14 protein-coding genes are annotated in these 20,943 nt (G+C 63.6%); 7 read left to right on the forward strand and 7 right to left on the reverse strand.

All coding sequences use genetic code 11. The features are described 5' to 3' along the window. The first annotated feature begins 4 nt into the window (after nucleotides 1–4). Nucleotides 5–1,333 carry a TolC family outer membrane protein gene (locus ACK2SD_RS04255; RefSeq protein WP_412461437.1) on the forward strand — a complete coding sequence of 443 codons (1,329 nt, stop codon included), beginning with the start codon at nucleotides 5–7 and terminating at the stop codon, nucleotides 1,331–1,333. Nucleotides 1,334–1,413: 80 nt separating this feature from the next. On the opposite strand, the gene ACK2SD_RS04260 is transcribed toward ACK2SD_RS04255, so the two are convergent. Next, a complete protein-coding gene (locus ACK2SD_RS04260) occupies nucleotides 1,414–2,931 on the reverse strand; it encodes a nucleobase:cation symporter-2 family protein (protein ID WP_412461438.1) in 1,518 nt (505 codons plus the stop codon). Between the two features lie 260 nt (nucleotides 2,932–3,191). Then, nucleotides 3,192–3,557, reverse strand: a complete 366-nt coding sequence (locus tag ACK2SD_RS04265; protein WP_116889222.1) for a PilZ domain-containing protein — start codon at nucleotides 3,555–3,557, stop codon at nucleotides 3,192–3,194. 150 nt (nucleotides 3,558–3,707) lie between these two features. Between ACK2SD_RS04265 and ACK2SD_RS04270 the strand changes: the two genes are divergently transcribed. The 3 genes from ACK2SD_RS04270 to yjiA all read left to right on the forward strand — a co-directional run bounded on the left by ACK2SD_RS04270 (nucleotide 3,708) and on the right by yjiA (nucleotide 7,039). Further along, nucleotides 3,708–5,774 carry a carbon starvation CstA family protein gene (locus ACK2SD_RS04270; RefSeq protein ID WP_039580325.1) on the forward strand — a complete coding sequence of 689 codons (2,067 nt, stop codon included), beginning with the start codon at nucleotides 3,708–3,710 and terminating at the stop codon, nucleotides 5,772–5,774. A 13-nt stretch (nucleotides 5,775–5,787) separates the two neighbouring features. Beyond that, entirely contained in the window at nucleotides 5,788–5,985 is a 198-nt protein-coding gene (locus tag ACK2SD_RS04275) for a YbdD/YjiX family protein (RefSeq protein ID WP_029614786.1), read from the forward strand. A 79-nt stretch (nucleotides 5,986–6,064) separates the two neighbouring features. Then, nucleotides 6,065–7,039: a GTPase gene (gene yjiA, locus ACK2SD_RS04280; RefSeq protein ID WP_412461439.1), complete on the forward strand. Its 975-nt coding sequence runs from the start codon at nucleotides 6,065–6,067 to the stop codon at nucleotides 7,037–7,039. Nucleotides 7,040–7,076: 37 nt separating this feature from the next. On the opposite strand, the gene ACK2SD_RS04285 is transcribed toward yjiA, so the two are convergent. From ACK2SD_RS04285 to ACK2SD_RS04300, 4 genes are all read right to left on the reverse strand, one after another. Next, nucleotides 7,077–7,664 carry a hypothetical protein gene (locus tag ACK2SD_RS04285; protein WP_412461440.1) on the reverse strand — a complete coding sequence of 196 codons (588 nt, stop codon included), beginning with the start codon at nucleotides 7,662–7,664 and terminating at the stop codon, nucleotides 7,077–7,079. A gap of 85 nt (nucleotides 7,665–7,749) precedes the next feature. Continuing rightward, nucleotides 7,750–8,310, reverse strand: a complete 561-nt coding sequence (locus ACK2SD_RS04290) for a hypothetical protein (protein ID WP_412461441.1) — start codon at nucleotides 8,308–8,310, stop codon at nucleotides 7,750–7,752. A 179-nt stretch (nucleotides 8,311–8,489) separates the two neighbouring features. Continuing rightward, nucleotides 8,490–9,743, reverse strand: coding sequence for a serine hydroxymethyltransferase (gene glyA / locus ACK2SD_RS04295; RefSeq protein WP_039580319.1), 1,254 nt, complete (start codon nucleotides 9,741–9,743; stop codon nucleotides 8,490–8,492). Nucleotides 9,744–10,016: 273 nt separating this feature from the next. Next, on the reverse strand, nucleotides 10,017–13,838 hold the full coding sequence (locus ACK2SD_RS04300; RefSeq protein WP_412461442.1) for an EAL domain-containing protein: 3,822 nt from the start codon (nucleotides 13,836–13,838) through the stop codon (nucleotides 10,017–10,019). 228 nt (nucleotides 13,839–14,066) lie between these two features. Between ACK2SD_RS04300 and ACK2SD_RS04305 the strand changes: the two genes are divergently transcribed. The 3 genes from ACK2SD_RS04305 to gdhA all read left to right on the forward strand — a co-directional run bounded on the left by ACK2SD_RS04305 (nucleotide 14,067) and on the right by gdhA (nucleotide 18,058). Further along, entirely contained in the window at nucleotides 14,067–14,474 is a 408-nt protein-coding gene (locus ACK2SD_RS04305; protein ID WP_412462268.1) for a hypothetical protein, read from the forward strand. A 299-nt stretch (nucleotides 14,475–14,773) separates the two neighbouring features. Continuing rightward, nucleotides 14,774–16,441: an energy-dependent translational throttle protein EttA gene (ettA, locus tag ACK2SD_RS04310; protein ID WP_039580317.1), complete on the forward strand. Its 1,668-nt coding sequence runs from the start codon at nucleotides 14,774–14,776 to the stop codon at nucleotides 16,439–16,441. Nucleotides 16,442–16,717: 276 nt separating this feature from the next. Continuing rightward, the gene (gene gdhA, locus ACK2SD_RS04315; protein ID WP_412461443.1) at nucleotides 16,718–18,058 is read left to right on the forward strand and encodes an NADP-specific glutamate dehydrogenase; all 1,341 of its coding nucleotides are present in this window, start codon (nucleotides 16,718–16,720) and stop codon (nucleotides 18,056–18,058) included. Between the two features lie 69 nt (nucleotides 18,059–18,127). On the opposite strand, the gene ACK2SD_RS04320 is transcribed toward gdhA, so the two are convergent. Further along, on the reverse strand, nucleotides 18,128–20,815 hold the full coding sequence (locus ACK2SD_RS04320; protein WP_412461444.1) for a hypothetical protein: 2,688 nt from the start codon (nucleotides 20,813–20,815) through the stop codon (nucleotides 18,128–18,130). Between the last annotated feature and the right edge of the window lie 128 nt (nucleotides 20,816–20,943).

Below are 20,943 nucleotides of genomic sequence, written 5' to 3' on the forward strand. Positions count from 1 at the left end.
TTCGATGCGTGTGTGGTGGCTCCTCGTGTTGCTGGGCGTGAGCCTGCGGGCTGTCGCGCTGGACTTGAGCGACGCCTATGCCCTGGCCCTGCGCAACGACCCGACCTTGCATGCCGCCCTCGCCGAGCGAGACGCCGGCATCGAGCACTTGAACATCGGGCGTGCCGGTCTGCTGCCTAACCTGTCTTACCGCTACAACCGTGCGCGTAACGATTCCGAGGTGACCCAGCGCGGCCAGTTCGGCGACGTCACCAGTCAGCGTGACTATCGCAGCTACAGTTCGACCCTGACGTTGCAGCAGCCGCTGTTCGACTACGGGTTGTGGAGCGATTACCGCCGCGGCGTGGCTCAAGCGGCGTTGGCCGACGCGCGCTTGCGCGGTCGCGGTCAGGAGATGATGGTTCGGGTGTTCGCGGCCTACAGCGAAGCGCTGTTCGCCGCCGAGCAGATCGCCCTGGCCCAGGCCCAGCGGCGCAGCTACGCCGAGCAGTTGCACCTCAACCAGCGCTTGCTCCAGGGCGGTGAGGGGACGCGCACCGATGTGCTGGAAACCCGCGCCCGCTACGAATTGGCCCAGGCCCAGGAAATCGAAGCGGCCGACAACCTCGATGCGGCCCTGCGCAGCTTGCAGGCGATCACCGGGGAGGCGGTGATAGCCGAGGACCTGGCGCCGCTGCGCGCGACGTTCGCGGTGCAGCCGCTGTCGCCTGCGCGCTTCGAGCCGTGGCGCGACCTGGCCGTGGCTCACAACGCCGAGCTTGCGAGCCAGCGTCATGCACTGGAGGCGGCCGAACAGGGCATCGAGCGCCAGCGCGCCGGGCATCTGCCCAGTTTGAGCGCCTACGTCAGCAAAGGCATTTCCAGTTCCAGTTCCGAGAGCACCTACAACCAGCGCTATGACACCGACAGTGTCGGTCTGCAACTGAGCGTGCCGCTGTACGCCGGGGGCGGGGTGTCGGCGCGGGTGCGCCAGGCCCGCGCCGAGCGCGACGGCTTGCAGTTCCAGGTGGACGCGCAAGTCAGCGACACGCTCAACCAGTTGCGTCGGCAGTTCAACCTGTGCGCCAGCAGCACGGCGAAAATCCGCGCCTACGGCCTGGCAGTGAAGGCGGCCAGTGCGTTGGTGGAGGCGACCCGGCGCAGCGTCCAGGGCGGTGAGCGGGTCAACCTCGATGTGCTCGATGCCGAGCAGCAGTTGTACGGCGCGCGGCGTGACCTGGCCCAGGCGCGCCACGAATATCTGCGTGCCTGGGTGCAGTTGCGCTATCTGGCGGGGGTGCTGGAGGCGACGGACGTCGATGTGTTGAACCGGTATTTCGTCGGGCGTGAGTGAAGGGCGCGGGTGAACGGGCTTCTGCGATCACTCGCAGACGCGAGCTCACCCGTGGCTACCGACAAAGCCGCTGCCACCACTCAATGCTGCGCCACCACCTTGCGCCGCCGGCCCCGGGCGCCCGGCTCGGCCTCGTTCTTCACCGGCACTTCGTGGCCCTCGGCATCGAACAGCTTGCCGTCCTTGAAGTAGTCGCCGTCACGCAACTGCGAGATGTCCGAGTACTGGATGGTGCGCTCGTAGCCGGCGGCGAACACCGACTGCTGGTCCGAGTTGCCGGTCTTGAGGTGGTTGAAGATCAGGTTGAGCACGATGGCCATGATCGCCGCCGAACTGATGCCAGAGTGGAAGATGGTCTCGAACCAGCCGGGGAACTGGTGGTAGAAGGTCGGCGCGGCGATGGGGATCATGCCGAAGCCCAGCGAGGCGGCGACGATGATCAGGTTGACGTTGTTGGTGTAGCTCACCTTGGACAGGGTGCGGATGCCGCTGGCCGCCACCGTGCCGAACAGCACGATGCCGGCGCCGCCCAGCACGGGCGTGGGCACGGCGGCGATCACCCGGCCCATGATCGGCAGCAGGCCGAGCACCACCAGGATCAGCCCGCCGGTGGCCACCACATAGCGGCTCTTCACTCCGGTCACCGCCACCAGGCCGACGTTCTGGGCGAACGCGCTCTGGGTGAAGGAGCCGAAGATCGGCGCCAGGATGCTCGAGGCCATGTCCGCGCGCAGGCCGTCGCCCAGGCGCCGGGAGTCGACCTTGGTGTCGATGATCTCGCCCACGGCGAGGATGTCCGCCGAGGTTTCCACCAAGGTCACCATGATCACGATGCACATCGACAGGATCGCGGCGATATGGAAGGTCGGCAGGCCGAAGTGGAAGGGCGTAGGGAAGGCCAGCAGCGGGCCGTCGCCCACTTTGCTGAAGTCGGCCATGCCCAGCGCCCAGGCGATCAAGGTGCCGGCGACCATGGCCAGGAGGATCGACAGGCGTGAAATGCTGGCGCTGCCCAGCTTGCTCAACAGCAGCACGATGGCGAAGGTCAGAGCCGCCAGCCCGACGTTGGCCATGCTGCCGAAGTCGGCGGCGGCGCTGTTGCCGCCCATCACCCAGCGCGCGGCCACCGGCATCAGGGTCAGGCCGATGGTGGTGATGACGATGCCGGTCACCAGCGGCGGAAAGAAGCGGGTGATGCGCGAGAACACGGGGGTGATCAGCAGGCCGATCAGCGAGGCGGCCATCACCGCGCCGAGCACGGCTGGCATGCCGCCGCCATTCTGGCTGCCGAGGATCGCGCCCATGGTCGCCACGCCGGCGAACGACACCCCTTGCACCAGCGGCAACTGGCAGCCGAAGAACGGCAGGCCGAGGGTTTGCAGCAAGGTCGCCAGGCCACCGGCGAACAGCGAGGCGGCGATCAGCAGGCCAATCTCCGCCGGCGCCAGTCCCGCCGCCTGGCCAAGGATCAGTGGCACGGCGACGATGCCGCCGTACATGGTCAGGACGTGCTGCAGGCCGTAGGCCAGGTTGGCCCCGACGCCGAGGTTTTCGTCCTCGGGGCGCCGGGCGGGAGACGTGCTGTGAGACGTGGTCATGGGAGCAGGCTCTCTGTTTATTGTTGTGCCGCTACTGTAGACAGCTCTTACAAATCATTGCCACATGAATTGTATACAATATTTTGATCAAGCCGCCCCCAGGAGCGCCAGGAAGGGGTGCCTAGCGCTAATGCAGAATGCGTTCCAGGTGAGGGAGACGGTGCCAGAGGGGTGTGTACAAAAAACCAGACACCCCATTGAAAGCTGTCTGGTTGGGCAGGTTTTGCGATGCAGCTAGGTGCTTAGCGAGCTAACAGATTTCAATATTCGATCAGTTCGCGCAGCTCGCGCATCATTTCGGTGCTGTCGGCCAGGTTCAATTCCACAAGTCGGTGCAGGTGGGACATGGATTCCAGGTCGATGTACAGGCAGATGAAACCAAGCCGCTCAGGCTCTTCGTGGCGAAGTTCGACCTGCATCCTCACCTCTGTGGCCTTGTCCAGGTGAATGATGGCTTCGAAATCCTGGCTCAAGTCCGCTTCCCAGGCTTCGGGTCGCTCCACCAGCAGGCCTTTGAGGGAAAGGTCGAGCAGGGTCACCGGCCAACGGCGCTCGCCCTGGCGCAACTCGGTGGGGGCATCGAAGGCAATGCGCTGGAAACGTCGACGCTCGTCATGGTCGCTCATGGGACAGTCCTCGGCGTTCGGCCTGGGGGAGAGTAGAAGGGCGTAATCGGCTCGCAGAGGCTCTAGACCAAAGCAAGTATGGCAATGCGCAATGACTGGCTCTAGACTCGAAAGGCGGTCTCATTCCAATTCACCAGCTGGAAGCCAACCATGAACAACAATAATAGCCTGCTCCGCCACATTCCGTGGCTGGCGCTGGCAATCATAGGAGCCTGCGCGCTGGGTGTGGTCGCCCTGCGTCGCGGTGAAGCGATCAATGCCTTGTGGATCGTGGTCGCGGCAGTGGCCATCTACCTGGTCGCCTACCGTTACTACAGCCTGTTCATCGCCACCAAGGTGATGCAACTCGATCCGCGCCGGGCCACCCCGGCGGTCCTCAATAACGACGGCCTGGACTACGTCCCGACCAACAAACACATCCTCTTCGGTCACCACTTCGCCGCCATCGCTGGCGCCGGTCCCCTGGTCGGCCCGGTCCTGGCCGCGCAGATGGGGTATCTGCCGGGCACCCTGTGGCTGATCGCCGGCGTGGTCCTGGCCGGTGCGGTGCAGGACTTCATGGTGCTGTTCCTGTCCACCCGCCGCAATGGCCGCTCGCTGGGCGACATGGTGCGCGAGGAGATGGGCCGCATCCCCGGCACCATCGCGTTGTTCGGCTGCTTCCTGATCATGATCATCATCCTCGCGGTGCTGGCGCTGATCGTGGTCAAGGCCCTGGCCGAGAGCCCATGGGGCATGTTCACGGTGATGGCGACCATCCCGATCGCCATGTTCATGGGCATCTACATGCGCTACATCCGCCCGGGGCGCATTGGCGAGATCTCGCTGATCGGCGTGGTCCTGCTGCTCACCTCCATCTGGCTGGGCGGTGTGATCGCGGCGGATCCGACCTGGGGTCCGGCGTTCACCTTCACCGGCGTGCAGATCACCTGGATGCTGGTCGGCTACGGTTTCGTCGCTGCCGTGCTGCCGGTGTGGCTGGTGCTGGCGCCGCGTGACTACCTGTCGACCTTCCTCAAGATCGGCACCATCATCGCCCTGGCCATCGGCATTCTGGTCATCGCGCCCGAGCTGAAAATGCCGGCCCTGACCCAGTTCACCGACGGCACCGGCCCGGTGTGGAAGGGCACCCTGTTCCCGTTCCTGTTCATCACCATCGCCTGCGGCGCGGTGTCCGGCTTCCATGCCCTGATCAGCTCGGGCACCACGCCCAAGCTGCTGGACAACGAAACCAACGCCCGCTACATCGGCTACGGCGGCATGCTCATGGAGTCGTTCGTGGCGATCATGGCCATGGTCGCGGCGTCGGTCATCGAACCGGGCGTGTACTTCGCCATGAACAGCCCGGCGGCCGTGGTCGGTGGCGACGTGGTGGCGGTGGCGCAGACGGTCAGCAGTTGGGGCTTCAGCATCACCCCCGAGCAGCTCGAGGCGACCGCCCGTGACATCGGCGAGCACACCATCCTGGCCCGTGCCGGGGGCGCGCCGACGTTGGCGGTGGGGATCGCGCAGATCCTGCACCAGGTGCTGCCGGGTGAAAACACCATGGCCTTCTGGTATCACTTCGCGATCCTGTTCGAAGCGTTGTTCATCCTGACTGCCGTGGACGCCGGCACCCGCGCCGGACGTTTCATGCTGCAGGACTTGCTGGGCAGCTTCGTGCCAGCGCTCAAGCGCACCGAGTCGTGGACCGCCAACCTGATCGGCACCGCCGGCTGCGTGGCGCTGTGGGGCTACCTGTTGTACCAGGGCGTCATCGATCCGCTGGGCGGCATCAACACGCTGTGGCCTCTGTTCGGTATCTCCAACCAGATGCTGGCAGGTATCGCCTTGATGCTCGGCACCGTGGTGCTGATCAAGATGAAGCGCGAGCGCTACATCTGGGTCACCCTGCTGCCGGCGCTGTGGTTGCTGATCTGCACCACCACCGCGGGTCTGATCAAGCTGTTCGACCCGAACCCGGCCGTCGGCTTCCTGGCCTTGGCTAAGAAATACAGCACCGCGCTGGACGCCGGCCAGGTGCTGGCCCCGGCCAAGGACATCGGGCAGATGCAGCACGTGATCTTCAACGCCTACACCAACGCCGGCCTCACCATCCTGTTCCTGGTGGTGGTTTTCAGCGTGCTGTTCTTCGCCATCAAGGTCGGCATCGCCGCCCTGGGCCGCAAGGAGCGCAGCGACAAGGAAACTCCGTTCCAGGCTTTGCCTGACGCTTGAGAGGACCGCTGCGATGTTCAACGACCTGGGACGACTGGGTAAGTACCTGGGGCAAGCCGCTCGGCTGATGGTCGGCATGCCCGACTACGACAACTATGTCGAGCACATGCAAAAGACCCATCCGGACCAGCCGGTGATGAGCTACGAGGCGTTCTTCCGCGAACGCCAGGAAGCCCGCTACGGCGGCAAGTCCGGGCCCAAGTGCTGTTGAGTCGCTACCCTGCCTGACCCTGTGGGAGCCCGCGCAAGCAGGCTCCCACAGTCTTTTTCGGCTTCAAGGAGGCAAACGCGTGCATACCCCCATTCCCGTCACCGTGCTCACCGGCTTTCTCGGTGCTGGCAAGACCACCCTGCTCAAGCACATGCTCAAGACCGAGCACGGCCTGAAGATCGCCGTGATCGAGAACGAGTTCAGTGACGCTGGCATCGACAGCCAACTGCTGGGCGACGAACCGGTACAGGTGATGACCCTGGCCAACGGCTGCGTGTGCTGCAGCATCCACGGCGACCTGACCCGTGCGCTGTACCTGCTGCTCGAGCGCCTGGACGCGGGCGAAATCGCCTTCGACCGTCTGGTGATCGAGTGCACCGGCCTGGCCGATCCGGCGCCGGTGGCCCAGACCTTCTTCATCGATGAAGAACTGCGCGATCGCTACATCCTCGACGGCATCATCACCCTGGTCGATGCCAAGCACGCCGAGTTCCACCTGACCCAGGCCATCGCCCAGGCCCAGGTGGGCTTTGCCGACCGCTTGCTGCTGAGCAAGACCGACCTGGTCGAACCGGCGGCGGTGGAGGCGCTGCGTGAGCGGCTGGCGCGCATCAATGGCCGCGCGCAGTTGCGGGTGGTCGAGCACGGTCGCATCGAATTGGCCGAGTTGCTCGATGTGCGCGGTTTCAACCTCAACCCGGACCTGGGCGCCAGCCTCAAGCCGACGCTACGCCCCGTGTTGAAGCCCGCCACTCCGGACCGTATCTCCACCCTGGTGCTGCGCAGCGACACGGCGCTGGACATCGACCAGCTCAGCGACTTCATGAATGGGCTGCTCGAAGCGCACGGCAAGCAGTTGCTGCGCTACAAGGGGGTGCTGAACATCGCCGGCGAAGATCGCCGCCTGGTGTTCCAGGGCGTGCTCAAGCTCTACGGTTTCGATTGGGATGCCCCGTGGCAGGACGGCGAGGCGCGGGAAAGCGTGATGGTGTTCATCGGCGACGAGCTGCCCCAGGAGAAGATCCGCGAAGGCTTCGCAGCGCTCGGCCGCTGAGGGCTCCGGGGCCGCGAAGCTTGGCTGTCTGGTGCTTTCAGCTGGCGCTGAGCCAGTCGACCTCGCGCTCGAGGATCGTCAGACCGAAGCAAGAGGGCTCTGCCTGCGGCAGGCATGCCAGGAAGCCGCCGACCGGATACAGCAACTGCGTATAGAGGCTGTGGCCGGCTTCGCTGGTCATCGTCACGCGCAGCGTATCGCCGGCCTGCTGGAGCACGTCCAGGGGCGCACCGCCGTTCAGTTCGTCGATCTGCCAGCAGGTCGGATCGTGTCGCTCGACGGGGCTGATCTCCACCAGCCCGGACTGGGCGACGAACACACCCTGGCCATGCAAGGCGCCGCCGCGTACGTAAATCCGGTACCCACGTTCGCTGTCGCGAAAGTACAGCCGCAGCGGCGCGGGCTGCGGGGCCTTTTCGAAGGTGATCAGGCCCATTTCCTGGCCGTGGGCGAAGTCGCTTTCGCTGCCGTCAAGATAGCCCAGTGCCTGGCCGCCATCGACCGTCGTGGCTGGAAGTGTGCCGGGTGTCTCCAGGACAACCGGCCCACGGGTCGATTCGGCAAAGCCGTTGAGGGGCTGCCCATTGAATGACAGGGTAGCGATGAATGAACGCTGCTTGGACATGCGCTTGCTCTCCTAGGAAGGGAGCTGAACGGTACGAAGCGGGGCGTGCGCGGCGAAGTCGGAAGGGGTTCCGTTGACCGCTCGCTCACACCTCTTGCGGGCTATCGAGCCACGGCACTTCACGCTCGATGAGGGTCAAGGTCCAGGTGAGCGGCGTGAGGCCTTGGCCGCTGAGGTATTCGAACGCGGAGCTGGGCCGTCGTCGCGGATGGACATGGCCTTGCTCAGTGCTCAGCACCACCGGGTGCCGAGGCCCGCCCCATCGGTCCAGCATCACCGCACCGCCTTGAGGCGTTTGCAGCGTCAGCAGGCAGGGCTCGTGCTGAGTCACCGACCCCAGGCCCAGATGGCCATGCCCGTACAACCGCACGCCCTTGCCGAAGTGCTCGCCGGAAGTGCGCGAGTAGAGGCGGTAGCCGCCCGGACTGTGGCGGAAGTACAGCAGCACCGCGTCGTTGCCGACGCCCGGCTGGCAACTGAGCATCGAGGAGTCGTTGCGCACGGTGCTGGCCAGTTGCGGCAAGGTCGAGGCGTTGCCGAACCAATTGACCCACGCAGGTTTGCCGAGCAGCGCATCGAGCGTATTAAGGGGGCGATCCTGCAGGTGCAGGGTGGCGAGGAAGGACTGTTGGCGGTGGCTGAGCATGGGGATTGCCTTCGATCATTGGACGCTGGTGCAGCGACCATTCGATCGGGATGCTCAGGCAGGCGGATGCAGGGAGGAAGGGGCGGGCATTGCCCGGATGCGACGAAGCCGCTGCGTGGACGGCAGCGGCTTCGTGTCAGCTAAAGGTCGCAGCCGCGACCCTCAGATGTTGCCTGCGATCAGTTGCCGTAGACTGGCAGCTTCTTGCAGATGGCCTTGACCTTTTCACGCACGGCGTCGATCACTGCCTCGTTGTTCAGGTCGGCGAGGATGTCGCAGATCCAGCCGGCCAGTTCGCGGCACTCGGCTTCCTTGAAGCCACGGGTGGTGACGGCCGGAGTACCGAAGCGCAGGCCGGAGGTGACGAAAGGCGAGCGTGGGTCGTTCGGCACCGAGTTCTTGTTCACGGTGATGAACGCTTTGCCCAGGGCGGCGTCCGCGTCCTTGCCGGAGATCTCCTGCTTGATCAGCGACAGCAGGAACAGGTGGTTCTCGGTACCGCCGGACACCACGTCGAAACCGCGCTCGATGAACACGCTGGCCATGGCCTGGGCGTTCTTCACAACTTGCTGCTGGTAAGCCTTGAATTCAGGCTGCAGCGCTTCCTTGAAGCAGATCGCCTTGGCCGCGATGACGTGCTCCAGCGGGCCACCCTGGGCGCCTGGGAACACGGCGGAGTTCAGTTTCTTCTCGATCTCTTCGTTCTTGCGCGCCAGGATCAGGCCACCGCGCGGACCGCGCAGGGTCTTGTGGGTGGTGGTGGTGACCACGTCGGCGAACGGCACCGGGTTGGGGTAGACGCCTGCTGCGACCAGACCGGCAACGTGGGCCATGTCGACGAACAGGTAGGCCCCGACCTTGTCGGCGATGGCGCGGAAGCGTGGGAAGTCCAGCACCTGGGAGTAGGCGGAGAAACCGGCGACGATCATCTTCGGCTTGTGCTCGAGCGCCAGACGCTCCACTTCGTCGTAGTCGATCAGGCCGTTACCGTCGATGCCGTACTGGATGGCGTTGTACAGCTTGCCCGAGGACGACACGCTGGCGCCGTGGGTCAGGTGGCCGCCGTGGGCCAGGCTCATGCCCAGGATGGTGTCGCCAGCCGACAGCAGGGCCAGGTAGACCGCCGCGTTGGCCTGGGAACCGGCGTGCGGCTGAACGTTGGCGTAGTCGGCGCCGAACAGTTGCTTGGCGCGGTCGATGGCCAGCTGTTCGACCACGTCGACGTACTCGCAGCCGCCGTAGTAACGCTTGCCTGGATAGCCTTCGGCGTACTTGTTGGTCAGAACCGAACCCTGGGCTTCCATGACCGCTGGGCTGGTGTAGTTTTCCGAAGCGATCAGCTCGATGTGCTCTTCCTGGCGCAGGGCTTCTTGCTGCATGGCTTCGAAGAGCTCGGCGTCGTACTTGGCAATGGTCAAATCACGGCTGAACATGGCGGTCCTCAAGGATCGGGGCTGAAGTGGGGTGGCATTCTAACCCATTGCTCCGGAGGCTGGCACATGAAGTGGCGTCATGTCGCGGCGCAAAGGCGTTCAGGATCCTGGGCAGCCTTTGCAGAATCCAGCATGCTTCGTGGCAGCGGCGGCCAAGCAGACGACGCGGGACTGCCTGACACACGGCGGTGCTCGAATGACGGCCGCTTCGCGCCCGATCGCGACACAAGGCCGCTCCTACCGAGAGCGAGCGCGGCGTGATGGGGTCTCACGTTACTGGAACATGAACAGCGTTTCGTTGCTGAACTGGGCTTCGAACTGGTTCGCCGGCATTGGCCGACCGAACAGGTAGCCCTGCACTTCGTCGCAATCGTGCTCGCGCAGGAACTCCAGCTGTTCGTGGGTCTCCACGCCCTCGGCGATCACCGCCAGGTTGAGGCTGTGGGCCATGGCGATGATCGCCCGGGCGATCTGCGCGTCCTGCTCGCCCTCGGGCAGGCCGTCGACGAAGGTACGGTCGATCTTCAGTACATCGATGGGGAACTGCTTGAGGTAGTTGAGCGACGAATAGCCGGTACCGAAGTCGTCCACCGCGATGCTCAGGCCCAGGTTCTTCAGGCTGTCGAGGATGTGCATGGCCTCGTTGACCTCGCGCATCAGGATGCTCTCGGTCAGTTCCAGCTCCAGGCAGGCCGGCGGCAGGCCGGTGGCCTCGAGAATGCTGGCGATCTGCGTGCCCAACTGGCCGTCGGAGAACTGCCGCGCGGAGATGTTCACCGACACCTTCGGTACGCGCACCTTGGCCTTGTGCCAGGCCTTGAGCTGGCGGCAGGCCTCACGCAGCACCCAGTCGCCGACATCCACCACCAGCCCCAGCTCCTCGATCACCGGGATGAAATCGCCCGGCGGCACCAGGCCGCGACGCGGATGACGCCAGCGCAGCAGCGCCTCGGCGCCGGTCAGGCGCTTGCCGTCGCCGCTGAACTGCGGTTGGTAGTAGAGGATGAACTCGTTCTGCTCCAGCGCGTGGCGCAGGTCGCTCTCCAACTCCAGGCGCTCCAGGGCGCTGGCGTTCATGTCGGCTTGGTAGAACTGGAAGTTGTTCTTGCCGCGCTCCTTGGCGTGGTACATGGCCGTGTCGGCGTTCTTCATCAACTGGCTCAGCTCGTTGCCGTCCTGCGGACTCAGGGCGATGCCGATGCTGGCGGTGACGAAGAATTCGCGGCTCTCCAGCACGAACGGCCGCACCAGGCTGCCGAGGATGTTCTCGGCCACATGGATCGCCCGGTTCAGGGCCATCTCGCGGCTGCTGCGCGGTTGCAGCAACAGGGTGAATTCGTCGCCGCCCATGCGCGCCACGGTGTCGTCTTCGTCGACGCAGGCCAGCAGGCGCTCGGCCATGTCCTTGAGCATGCGGTCGCCGGCGGCATGGCCGAGGGAGTCGTTGATCGGCTTGAAGCGGTCCAGGTCGAGGAACATCAGCACCACCCACGACTTGTGCCGTTCGGCCTGCTGCAACGCAGTGTGCAGACGGTCCTGGAACAGCGTGCGGTTGGGCAGGTGGGTGAGGGCGTCGTAGTAGGCCAGGCGGTGGATGCGCTGTTCGCTGGCCTTGCGCTCGCTGATGTCGGTGAAGAAGCACACGTAGCTGGCCAGGTCGCGTTCTTCGTCCAACACCGCGGTAATGCCGACCCACGCCGGGTAATGCTCGCCGCTGCGGCGCTTGAGCCACACTTCGCCTTCCCAGGTGCCGCGCTGGTTGAGTTGCTTGAGCACGTAGCCCAGGTGGGCGTCCTGTTGGCCTTCGACGGTGAGCATGTTCGGGCGCTGGTCGAGCACCTCGTCCGGCGCGTAGCCGCTGACCCGGCTGAAGGCCTCGTTGACCTGGACGATGAACCCGGCCGGGTCGGTGATCAGGATCGCCGATGTGGAATGCTCGAAGACCGTCGCGGCCATGCGCAGGTCTTTTTCGGCGCGGCGCTGCTGGCTGATGTCGCGGCCCACGCCGAGCAGGCCTTCGAAATGCTCCTGATCGTCCCACACCAGCACCAGGCGCAGTTCGATGGGAATCTTGCGGCCATCGGCGCGCAGGCAGTCGAACAGAAACACCTGGGTCGGCAATTGGCTGCGCAGGGCCTGCAGTTGCTCGCGGTTGCCCAGGGCCTGGGTGAGCCGCTCCATCAGCGCGTGGATACCGCTGAGCTGGGCTGGGTTAGCCACCACCGTCGGCCAGCCGTTCTCGAAGATGTAGTCCACCGAGTAGCCGAGCACGCTGTGCACCGACGGGCTGATGTAGTTCAGTTGCAGCGCGCTGTCGGTGGAGAAGATCACGTCGCTGATGCTCTCGGCGAGCATGCGGTAGCGCTGCTCGCTGTCGCGCAGCGACTGGCTGGCCTCGATCTGCACGGTGACGTCCTTGCCCACGCCGATGATCCGCGTGACTTGGCCGGCATTGTCGCGGGTCAGCGCCTGTTCGCGGATCTCGTAGCAGCGCCAGTTGCCGTCGCGGTGACGGAAGCGCAACTGGCAGTGCAGCAGTTGGCTATGGCCGGTGTCTCGGCGCAACTGGCGCAGGTGCTGGTATTGGTCGGCGTCCTCGGGGTGCAGCAGCACCTCCCAGAAGTGATCGCCCATCTGCGCCAGTTCCGCGCGGTCGTAGCCCAGGGTCTGGCCGAGGTGACGGTTGCTGAAGATCATGCGCCGGCTGTGCACGTCCTGCACATACAACTGGTCGGGCACGGTGCGCACCACGTCCGACCAGAAGCTTTCGCGCTCCAGCAGCGACAGCTCCACCTGCTTGCGGCTGGTGATGTCGCTGATGCTCAGGATCACCGCCTGATAGTCGCGGCGCTGCTGCGGCAGGCGGGCCATCAGCCACAGGTGCAGGTCGCCGCCTCGGGGCGCGGGCAGGCGCACTTCCAGCTCGAACTGGGCACGCTGCTCGATCAGGGCGTCGAGCAACTGCATGCCGATGCTGTCACGGCCTTCGCCGCTGCCCTCGATCAGCCGTTGCCAGGCCCCTTCGCTGCTGGACACGTTGAGCAACTGACGGGCGACCTGGTTGATCTCGGTGATTTTCAGTTCCTGCAACAGGTTGCGCCGCAGGGTCGGCTCCAGCGCCAGGCTGTGCTTGAGCGCAGTGTGATTACGCGTGTGGTGACGGTCGAGTTGAGCGGGCAGGCTGGAGAGGTCGAGCACGCACAGGGCCACGCCGGTACTGTCGAAGATGTCCTGATAGCGGCGACGGTCTTCCTGCAAGGCGCGGTGGCGACGGCGCATGTTGATCAGCGCCAGACCCGGCAGCAGCGCGCAGAACAGCACCAGCAGGCTCTTGCCCAGCAGCGGCGGCAGCAGCTTGTTGCGCACGGCGTTGGGGTCGTAGAGCCCGCGCAGTTGCCAGGTGCTGTTGTCGATGAAGGTCAGCAGGATGCTGTGCAGGGCCGACAGATCGCCACGCGCGCTCGCGCTGGTGTCGAGCACACTGCCATCGCGGCTGTTCTCCAATAGCCACAGCGGATGCCGGGCGCCATTGAATCGGCGAGTCAGCACCTGGTAGTAGTCGTTGGACAGGCGCAGCAGCCAGTAGCCAGAGGTCGGCTCGCTGGACTGGCGCAACAGCAGGTAGATCAGGCTCTGGTCGGCGGCATTGCCATAGAAGAAGCCGGCGCCCTGACTCTGGCGCAGCAGGCGCTCGATGGCCTCGCGGTCCGGGCTGGCGCTCAGGCTGTCGCTGCGCATCGCCCCGTCACGGTCCAGCCAGGCGAGGTCGCGCAAGCTGGGCAGTTGCTCGCGCAAGGACTGCAGCAGCGCCGGCAGGGCTTCAGGCGACGGTGGATTGGCGTAGGGCTGAACCAGGTTGATTGCCTGTTGCGCCTCAAGAGCCATGCTCAGGGTCAGGTGATTGGCCAACTCTTCGCCTGCTGCCACGCTCTGCTCGCGCACGTCGATCTGGGTCTGGCGGAACTGCGAGAACAGTTGCCAGGCCAGCAGGCCGAGCAGCACCAGGGCCAGCAGGGCGAGCGCACCCTTGAGCGAGCCACGCAACGAGGCGGGCGACGCCGGTGACTCAATAGGCGGTCGAATGAAGTGGGTCAAGCGTTGGTCCTGCGATTGGGCTGGCGTAGGCAGGGGCAGGCATGCACGCGGCAGGCCGCCGTGGCGCACTATAGGCCGGTCGCACGAAAGCGGCTAGCATGCCTTGGATTATGGCTAAGTGCCAGCCCCTAAAACCGCCATTCGCCGGACGGTGTGACGTTCTGCACGGTGGGCAAGCTGTGCGAGAATGCCGGCCGTTTCATAGTCAATGCATCGGAGAAGCTCGGTTTGGTTACCCACTATTCCACCAATGGTCTCGATTCCGCCTGCGGGCGCAGCAGCCAGACGCTGGCCAGCACGGCCGTGGCCGAACAGGTGTCGTGCAAATCCTGTCAGCGCTCGTTCGCCAAGCCCGACGTGGCGACGGCGGTGCGCAAGAGCCCATCGCTGGCCGAGCTGCGCAAGTCGGCCAAGGCCGCGGTCGAGCCGGTGACGGTGGCTGCAGCCGTCGCGGCTCAAGGCACGCCAGCGCCCAAGGCGGTGACCAAGCCCGCCAGCAAACCGGCTGGCAAGACCGTGCAGACGCCGGCCCGTGCGGGTGGGTTCAGCGCCAAGGCCGAATGGGCCGCACGCTTGGCCGAGCAGCAAGGGCAGTCGCGGCTGCCGCGTGGCAAGGGTAGGCAGCGGCACGTCTGAGGTCGGGCGTTCGAGGGCTCCTGGCATGAACGTGACGTAGCCAGCGGCAATCTGTTCAGCAGTGCGCTGGATTCACGCCACCGCGCCGCCTTGCCCCAGTGCAGGTGCCGCGGTTGAGTTGGCACAGCGGGGCGGACATAATGCCCGGCTTGGCTGCGAGCGCCAGGACATCCGAGCGCAGCGGGGCCAGTAGGCCTCCATTGGCGCGCCCAGGCGCGCGGCACGTGTTCTCTCCCATGCCGTCAACGCGTCCTGGCGCGGCTCAACGGGATTCACTCATCATCATCGAGGTGCCTGGAATGGCTCAATACGTCTACACCATGCATCGGCTGAGCAAGGTCGTGCCGCCGAAGCGGGAAATCCTCAAGAACATCTCCCTGTCGTTCTTCCCCGGCGCCAAGATCGGCGTGCTGGGCCTGAACGGCGCCGGTAAGTCGACCCTGCTGCGGATCATGGCGGGCGTGGACAAGGAATTCGACGGCGAAGCCCGTCCGATGCCCGACATCAACGTCGGCTACCTGCCCCAGGAGCCGCAGTTGGACCCGAGCAAGACTGTGCGTGAAGTGGTCGAGGAAGCGGTCAGCGTGATCAAGGACGCCCAGGCGCGCCTGGACGAAGTCTACGCCGCCTACGCCGATCCGGACGCCGACTTCGACAAGCTGGCCGCCGAGCAGGCCAAGCTCGAAGCCATCCTGCAAGCGGCCGACGGCCATAACCTGGAGCGTCAGTTGGACGTGGCCGCCGACGCCCTGCGCCTGCCGGCCTGGGACGCGCGCATCGAGCACCTGTCCGGTGGCGAGAAGCGCCGTGTGGCCCTGTGCCGTCTGCTGCTGTCGGCCCCTGACATGCTGCTGCTGGACGAACCGACCAACCACCTGGATGCCGACTCGGTGGCCTGGCTCGAGCGCTTCCTGCACGACTTCCCCGGCACCGTGGTCGCCATCACCCACGACCGCTACTTCCTCGACAACGTCGCGGGCTGGATCCTCGAGCTCGACCGCGGCGCCGGCATTCCTTACGAGGGCAACTATTCCGGCTGGCTGGAAGCCAAGTCTTCGCGCCTGGAGCAGGAATCCAAGCAACAGAGCGCCCACGAGAAGGCCATGAAGGAAGAACTGGAGTGGGTGCGCAAAGGCGCCAAGGCCCGCCAGTCCAAGTCCAAGGCCCGTCTGCAGCGTTTCGAGGAAATGCAGTCGCAGGAATTCCAGAAGCGCAGCGAAACCAACGAGATCTACATCCCGGCCGGTCCGCGCCTGGGCGACAAGGTCATCGAGTTCAAGAACGTCAGCAAGGGCTACGGCGACCGCGTACTGATCGACAACCTGTCGTTCGCCATGCCCAAGGGCGCCATCGTCGGCGTGATCGGCGGGAACGGTGCCGGTAAATCCACCCTGTTCCGCATGATCATGGGCAAGGAGCAGCCGGACTCGGGCAGCATCGAGATCGGCGAAACCGTGCAACTGGCCTGCGTCGACCAGAGCCGCGAGGACCTGGACGGTGCCAAGACCGTGTTCCAGCAGATCTCCGACGGCTCCGACCAGATCCGCATCGGCAGCTACGAGATTCCGTCGCGTACCTACGTCGGTCGCTTCAACTTCAAGGGCGGCGACCAGCAGAAGTTCGTCAAGGACCTGTCCGGCGGTGAGCGTGGTCGTCTGCACCTGGCGCTGACCCTGAAGGAGGGCGGCAACGTCCTGCTGCTCGACGAACCGTCCAACGACCTGGACGTCGAAACCCTGCGTTCGCTGGAGGAAGCGCTGCTGGACTTCCCAGGCGCGGCCATCGTGATTTCCCACGACCGATGGTTCCTGGACCGGGTGGCGACCCACATCCTGGCCTACGAGGACGACTCGAACGTGGTGTTCTTCGAGGGCAACTACACCGAGTACGAAGCCGATCGCAAGAAGCGCCTGGGCGACGCCGCTGCCCAGCCGCACCGCGTACGGCACAAGAAACTGGCGCAGTAACTCAGCGTCGGATGCACAAGGATGGGGCCCTAAGGGGGCCCATTTTTGTGCCTGGCCGCAAGGGTGTGTTGGCGTTGCAGCGAGGTACTGCAGCTGAAAAGCCCGTTTCAGAGCGGGCCTGTGGCGTACTTAATAGCGCTGTAGTATTTGTATACATTTATATAATCGCACCAAAAAAATTCAAAAAAACGACATTTCGCCCTGTTACAGTGCGACGGCTTCTTGCTAGAGTCCGGAAAAATCAATAAGTCCAATCCTCTTGGTGAGATGTCTACCATGATCGAATCCGTCGACCATTTCCTCGCACGCCTCAAGCAGCGTGACCCTGCCCAGCCCGAGTTCCACCAGGCCGTCGAAGAGGTGCTACGCAGCCTCTGGCCGTTCCTCGAAGCCAATCCCCATTACCTGCAGGCCGGTATTCTCGAGCGCATGGTCGAGCCGGAGCGCGCGGTGCTGTTTCGCGTGTCGTGGGTCGACGACCAGGGCAAGGTGCAGGTCAACCGTGGCTATCGCATCCAGATGAGCAGCGCCATCGGCCCGTACAAGGGCGGCCTGCGCTTCCACCCGTCGGTGAACCTGGGCGTGCTCAAGTTCCTGGCCTTCGAGCAGGTGTTCAAGAACTCCCTGACCTCGTTGCCCATGGGCGGCGGCAAGGGCGGCTCTGATTTCGATCCCAAGGGCAAGAGCGACGCCGAAGTGATGCGCTTCTGCCAGGCCTTCATGAGCGAGCTGTACCGGCACATCGGTGCCGACCTGGACGTACCGGCCGGTGACATCGGCGTCGGCGCCCGCGAAATCGGCTTCCTGTTCGGCCAGTACAAGCGCTTGGCCAACCAGTTCACCTCGGTGCTGACCGGCAAGGGCATGACCTACGGCGGCAGCCTGATCCGCCCCGAAGCCACCGGCTACGGCTGCGTGTACTTCGCCGAAGAGATGCTCAAGCGCCAGGGCCTGCGCATCGACGGTCGCCGGGTGGCGATTTCCGGCTCGGGCAACGTCGCCCAGTACGCCGCGCGCAAGGTGATGGACCTGGGCGGCAAAGTCATTTCCCTGTCCGACTCCGAGGGCACGCTGTTCTGCGAAGCGGGTTTGAACGACGAGCAGTGGAATGCGCTGTTGGCGCTCAAGAACGTCAAGCGCGGTCGCATCAGCGAGCTGGCCGAGCGCTTTGGCCTTGAGTTCCGCCAGGGCCAGACGCCCTGGAGCCTGCCGTGCGATATCGCTTTGCCGTGCGCCACGCAGAACGAATTGGACCTGGAGGACGCCCGCGCGCTGCTGAGCAATGGCTGCCTGTGCGTGGCCGAAGGCGCCAACATGCCGACCACGCTGGCGGCGGTGGACCTCTTCATCGAGGCCGGAACGCTGTTCGCACCGGGCAAGGCGTCCAATGCCGGCGGCGTGGCGGTGTCGGGGCTGGAGATGTCGCAGAACGCGATGCGCCTGCTGTGGACCGCGGGCGAGGTAGACAGCAAGCTGCACGCGATCATGCAGTCGATTCACCATGCGTGCGTGCATTACGGGGAAGAGGCGGATGGATCGGTCAATTATGTGAAGGGAGCCAACATTGCAGGCTTCGTCAAGGTGGCCGATGCGATGTTGGCGCAAGGGGTGGTGTGAGGCTTAGCCCCTGTTGAACCAAGGTGTACGGCGCCTCGCGGGCCGTACACCTCGCAGGCGAGATGCCGATCAGACGTAGTTCAGGACCAGATTATCGATGAACGTATCTCCACCGCCATCAATGAACTTGAACGAACTGATCAGCTCGCCAGGCGTGATGTAAGACACTCGCGTGCTATAGATCGTATAGCCGGCAGATGGATAGTTGGTGAACGCTGGGGTAGTTATCGAGCCAATCAGCCGACCGTTGTGATCGAAAAACTCCACTCGGCTTGGGACTCTCGACGCGTCCGCGATATCAAACGCTATCGAACGTGCCCGTACTTTTAGCCGGAATAACACCTGACTATGTCGGTGTGCATATACGAGGGCGCCCGTCGTAGGAAACCAACTGGGATTCCAATTAAATGGCTGGGAGGCACTGCCACTTAGCAGTTCTACGGTGCAGAGATAGTAGTTGACTGGAGCGTTCCGTCTGAAGCTGAACTGAGAAGAGTAGTAGTTGAAATTTTCATAATGCGCCGACAGGATCAGGCTGCCCTTCATCGTGAACGAGGAGGGTTGTGAGGTAAACGTATCGCCCGAAGGGTGACGCTCGACATGGTAGCTCAGCACCACCTCCTGTGTATTCAGCTTCGCCACGTCTGCAAGCGTGAGAGTGATGGACTGTTTACCCAGTTTGGTGACCTGTTGGCTTTTGAGGATGGTATTGCCGAATTTGATGCTGATGACGTCACCGACCGCCATATTGTGATAATGCGGCACTTCGATGACCAAGCCGGTGCGCGTAATTTTGCTCAGGTCAATCGAGCCGTTGGGGAACGCCGGAACTGTCAGTGGGCCGCTGAGTTTTTGCAGCATGGCTTGGGTGGCCATATTGAAGACGAAGTCTTGCGAGGCCTGGTCCGGTTTATCGTCATTCTCCCAACTGACGATATAGTAGACCGTCACCTTGACTGGGACGTCGCCCTTCACGTTCAAGTATTCTGCAGGCACTTGGAAGGGGCTGACTTCGTCGCCGGCTTGCAAGCGCTGTTCGTCTTCGAAGTAACCGCCCTCGGACGTTTCCCAATACAGCGTTACCGTGCAGGGCGTCGGTTGAGTCGCTGTTTTGGGAATGAAGATCTCCAGGTCGTATTCATACTCTGGCAATTCGGGATCCAGCACGTTACTGGGCAGGGCTTGCTCGGTGAACGGTGCAGGCAGTGTTTCTGACAGGTATCCGATGTCATACCTGGCCGAATCGGACTCGATGATTTTCTCCCCTCGTTTGATCTGGTAGAAAACATCCACCCAACCGCCATCCAGAGGCTTGAGGAACACCGAACCCCGTAACTGCACGGACAGCACTTTGCCCACCCGGCTCTTGCTCACCCTGATCATCTTGCTGCTCAAGACCAAGGGTTTGTTGTCCGAGGTGACGCCGATCCAGCGTACCGTCACTTCGTCCTCTTCCTTGAGTCCGGCTTCGACCGGTATGCGTACGTGCAAAACCGTGTGGTCGGCACCGATCCAGTAATCCTCGTTCTTGTCTTTGTTAAGCACAGGCGGGGGGAGGCCGACCGCTTCACCTTCGATATCAATGAATGCTGCCTCGGAGGTGGTCTCGGTGCCGTTGCGTTTCAGTGTATAGGTCAGGCGCGTGCTACCGCCGGATAGCGCTGCCAGCGCTTCGAACGGCGCCTTGAACTCCAACTGAGTGCTGTCTTTGGTAAGTTCCTCAGGCCCGTAGGTTACGGGAATGACCTGCCCCGTACCGGAGGTTCCGTTCCAGTTGAGCGTGATCAGGTCCTTGGCCTTGAACTGGCCTGTAATCCGGATCAGCACATGGTCGCTGCCCAACGTGGTCAGGTCGATCTTGCCGGTGGTATTGACCTTGCCGTCAGCCCCGACCACCACGGGCGCGGTCAGTGGAGCGGATTGCAGCTGCACATGCACGAAGGCATCTTTCGACCATTCAGATTCATTGCCCACTACGTCGGTGACGAAGTAGTAAACGGGCAGTTGCTTGCTGTCCCCTGCTTTCTTGATGACGGCTTCATCGACCATGATGACCACCGGCTTGCCCACCTCTGCCGCCGTGACGACATGGTCGATTGTTTCATCGCCCCAGTACAGCGTGATCACGTCCGATACATTCATGCTCAGGTACGGAGCAACGGTGACCTTGATTTTGGCTTTCGCGTCGGCCGCACCGATCACTTTTGATGCAGGCAGGGTGACGGTGGGCGCGCTGAGTTCTTCGTCGACACCCTTGGCGCCATCGACACCCGGTTGTCCAATTCGGAACAACGTCTTGCTGCTTGGCGAGGTCAAGCGAATCTTGCCGCCGTCTTGGACATGGTAGGACAGCGTGCGACTCCCTTTTGGAATATCTGCGCCGTCAACGCGTAACGTCAGGTAGTGACCCACATCGTTTTTGTCGATCAGCTTGAGGCTGACGATGACATCATTCCAAAAGACGACTACCAGCTCGCCCGCCTTCATACCTTTGTATGGCGGCACGATGACCAGTACGCTGTCGTTGTACTGCTCTACCACTTCGTCGTTGATGCCGAGGTCTGCGTTACCGACGCCAATCAGCGCGCCTTGGATGAAGGGTCGCTGTGGATCATTGGTGTCGGCCGGGTAGGTCTTCTTGACGTGCTGGGCGTAGGTCGCCAGGTCACTGTTGACTGAGTCCTTGCCTTCGGAGTCATCGATGATGACTTCTTCGAGCGGGGTAGCAGGTGCTGAATTGGGCTTCGTGGTTGACATGGTCAAGTCCCTCTGCGTGTTGTGCCAACATGGCCACTTAACTTAGAGGCGGCTTCGTCTATCCAACAACTGATAGAAATGCTAGGCCTGTCTGAACAGTCTTGACACGAAATTCAGGCAAGATGAAT

The organism is Pseudomonas sp. SC11 (genome assembly GCF_047039205.1).
Lineage (GTDB): Bacteria > Pseudomonadota > Gammaproteobacteria > Pseudomonadales > Pseudomonadaceae > Aquipseudomonas > Aquipseudomonas boreofloridensis.

What these genes read in the sequence shown, in the direction of transcription:
- ACK2SD_RS04255 (WP_412461437.1), top strand. Translation starts at nt 5, where the DNA reads ATGCGTGTGTGGTGGCTCCTCGTGTTGCTGGGCGTGAGCCTGCGGGCT.
- ACK2SD_RS04260 (WP_412461438.1), bottom strand. Translation starts at nt 2,931, where the DNA reads ATGACCACGTCTCACAGCACGTCTCCCGCCCGGCGCCCCGAGGACGAA.
- ACK2SD_RS04265 (WP_116889222.1), bottom strand. Translation starts at nt 3,557, where the DNA reads ATGAGCGACCATGACGAGCGTCGACGTTTCCAGCGCATTGCCTTCGAT.
- ACK2SD_RS04270 (WP_039580325.1), top strand. Translation starts at nt 3,708, where the DNA reads ATGAACAACAATAATAGCCTGCTCCGCCACATTCCGTGGCTGGCGCTG.
- ACK2SD_RS04275 (WP_029614786.1), top strand. Translation starts at nt 5,788, where the DNA reads ATGTTCAACGACCTGGGACGACTGGGTAAGTACCTGGGGCAAGCCGCT.
- ACK2SD_RS04285 (WP_412461440.1), bottom strand. Translation starts at nt 7,664, where the DNA reads ATGTCCAAGCAGCGTTCATTCATCGCTACCCTGTCATTCAATGGGCAG.
- ACK2SD_RS04290 (WP_412461441.1), bottom strand. Translation starts at nt 8,310, where the DNA reads ATGCTCAGCCACCGCCAACAGTCCTTCCTCGCCACCCTGCACCTGCAG.
- glyA (WP_039580319.1), bottom strand. Translation starts at nt 9,743, where the DNA reads ATGTTCAGCCGTGATTTGACCATTGCCAAGTACGACGCCGAGCTCTTC.
- ettA (WP_039580317.1), top strand. Translation starts at nt 14,774, where the DNA reads ATGGCTCAATACGTCTACACCATGCATCGGCTGAGCAAGGTCGTGCCG.
- gdhA (WP_412461443.1), top strand. Translation starts at nt 16,718, where the DNA reads ATGATCGAATCCGTCGACCATTTCCTCGCACGCCTCAAGCAGCGTGAC.
- ACK2SD_RS04320 (WP_412461444.1), bottom strand. Translation starts at nt 20,815, where the DNA reads ATGTCAACCACGAAGCCCAATTCAGCACCTGCTACCCCGCTCGAAGAA.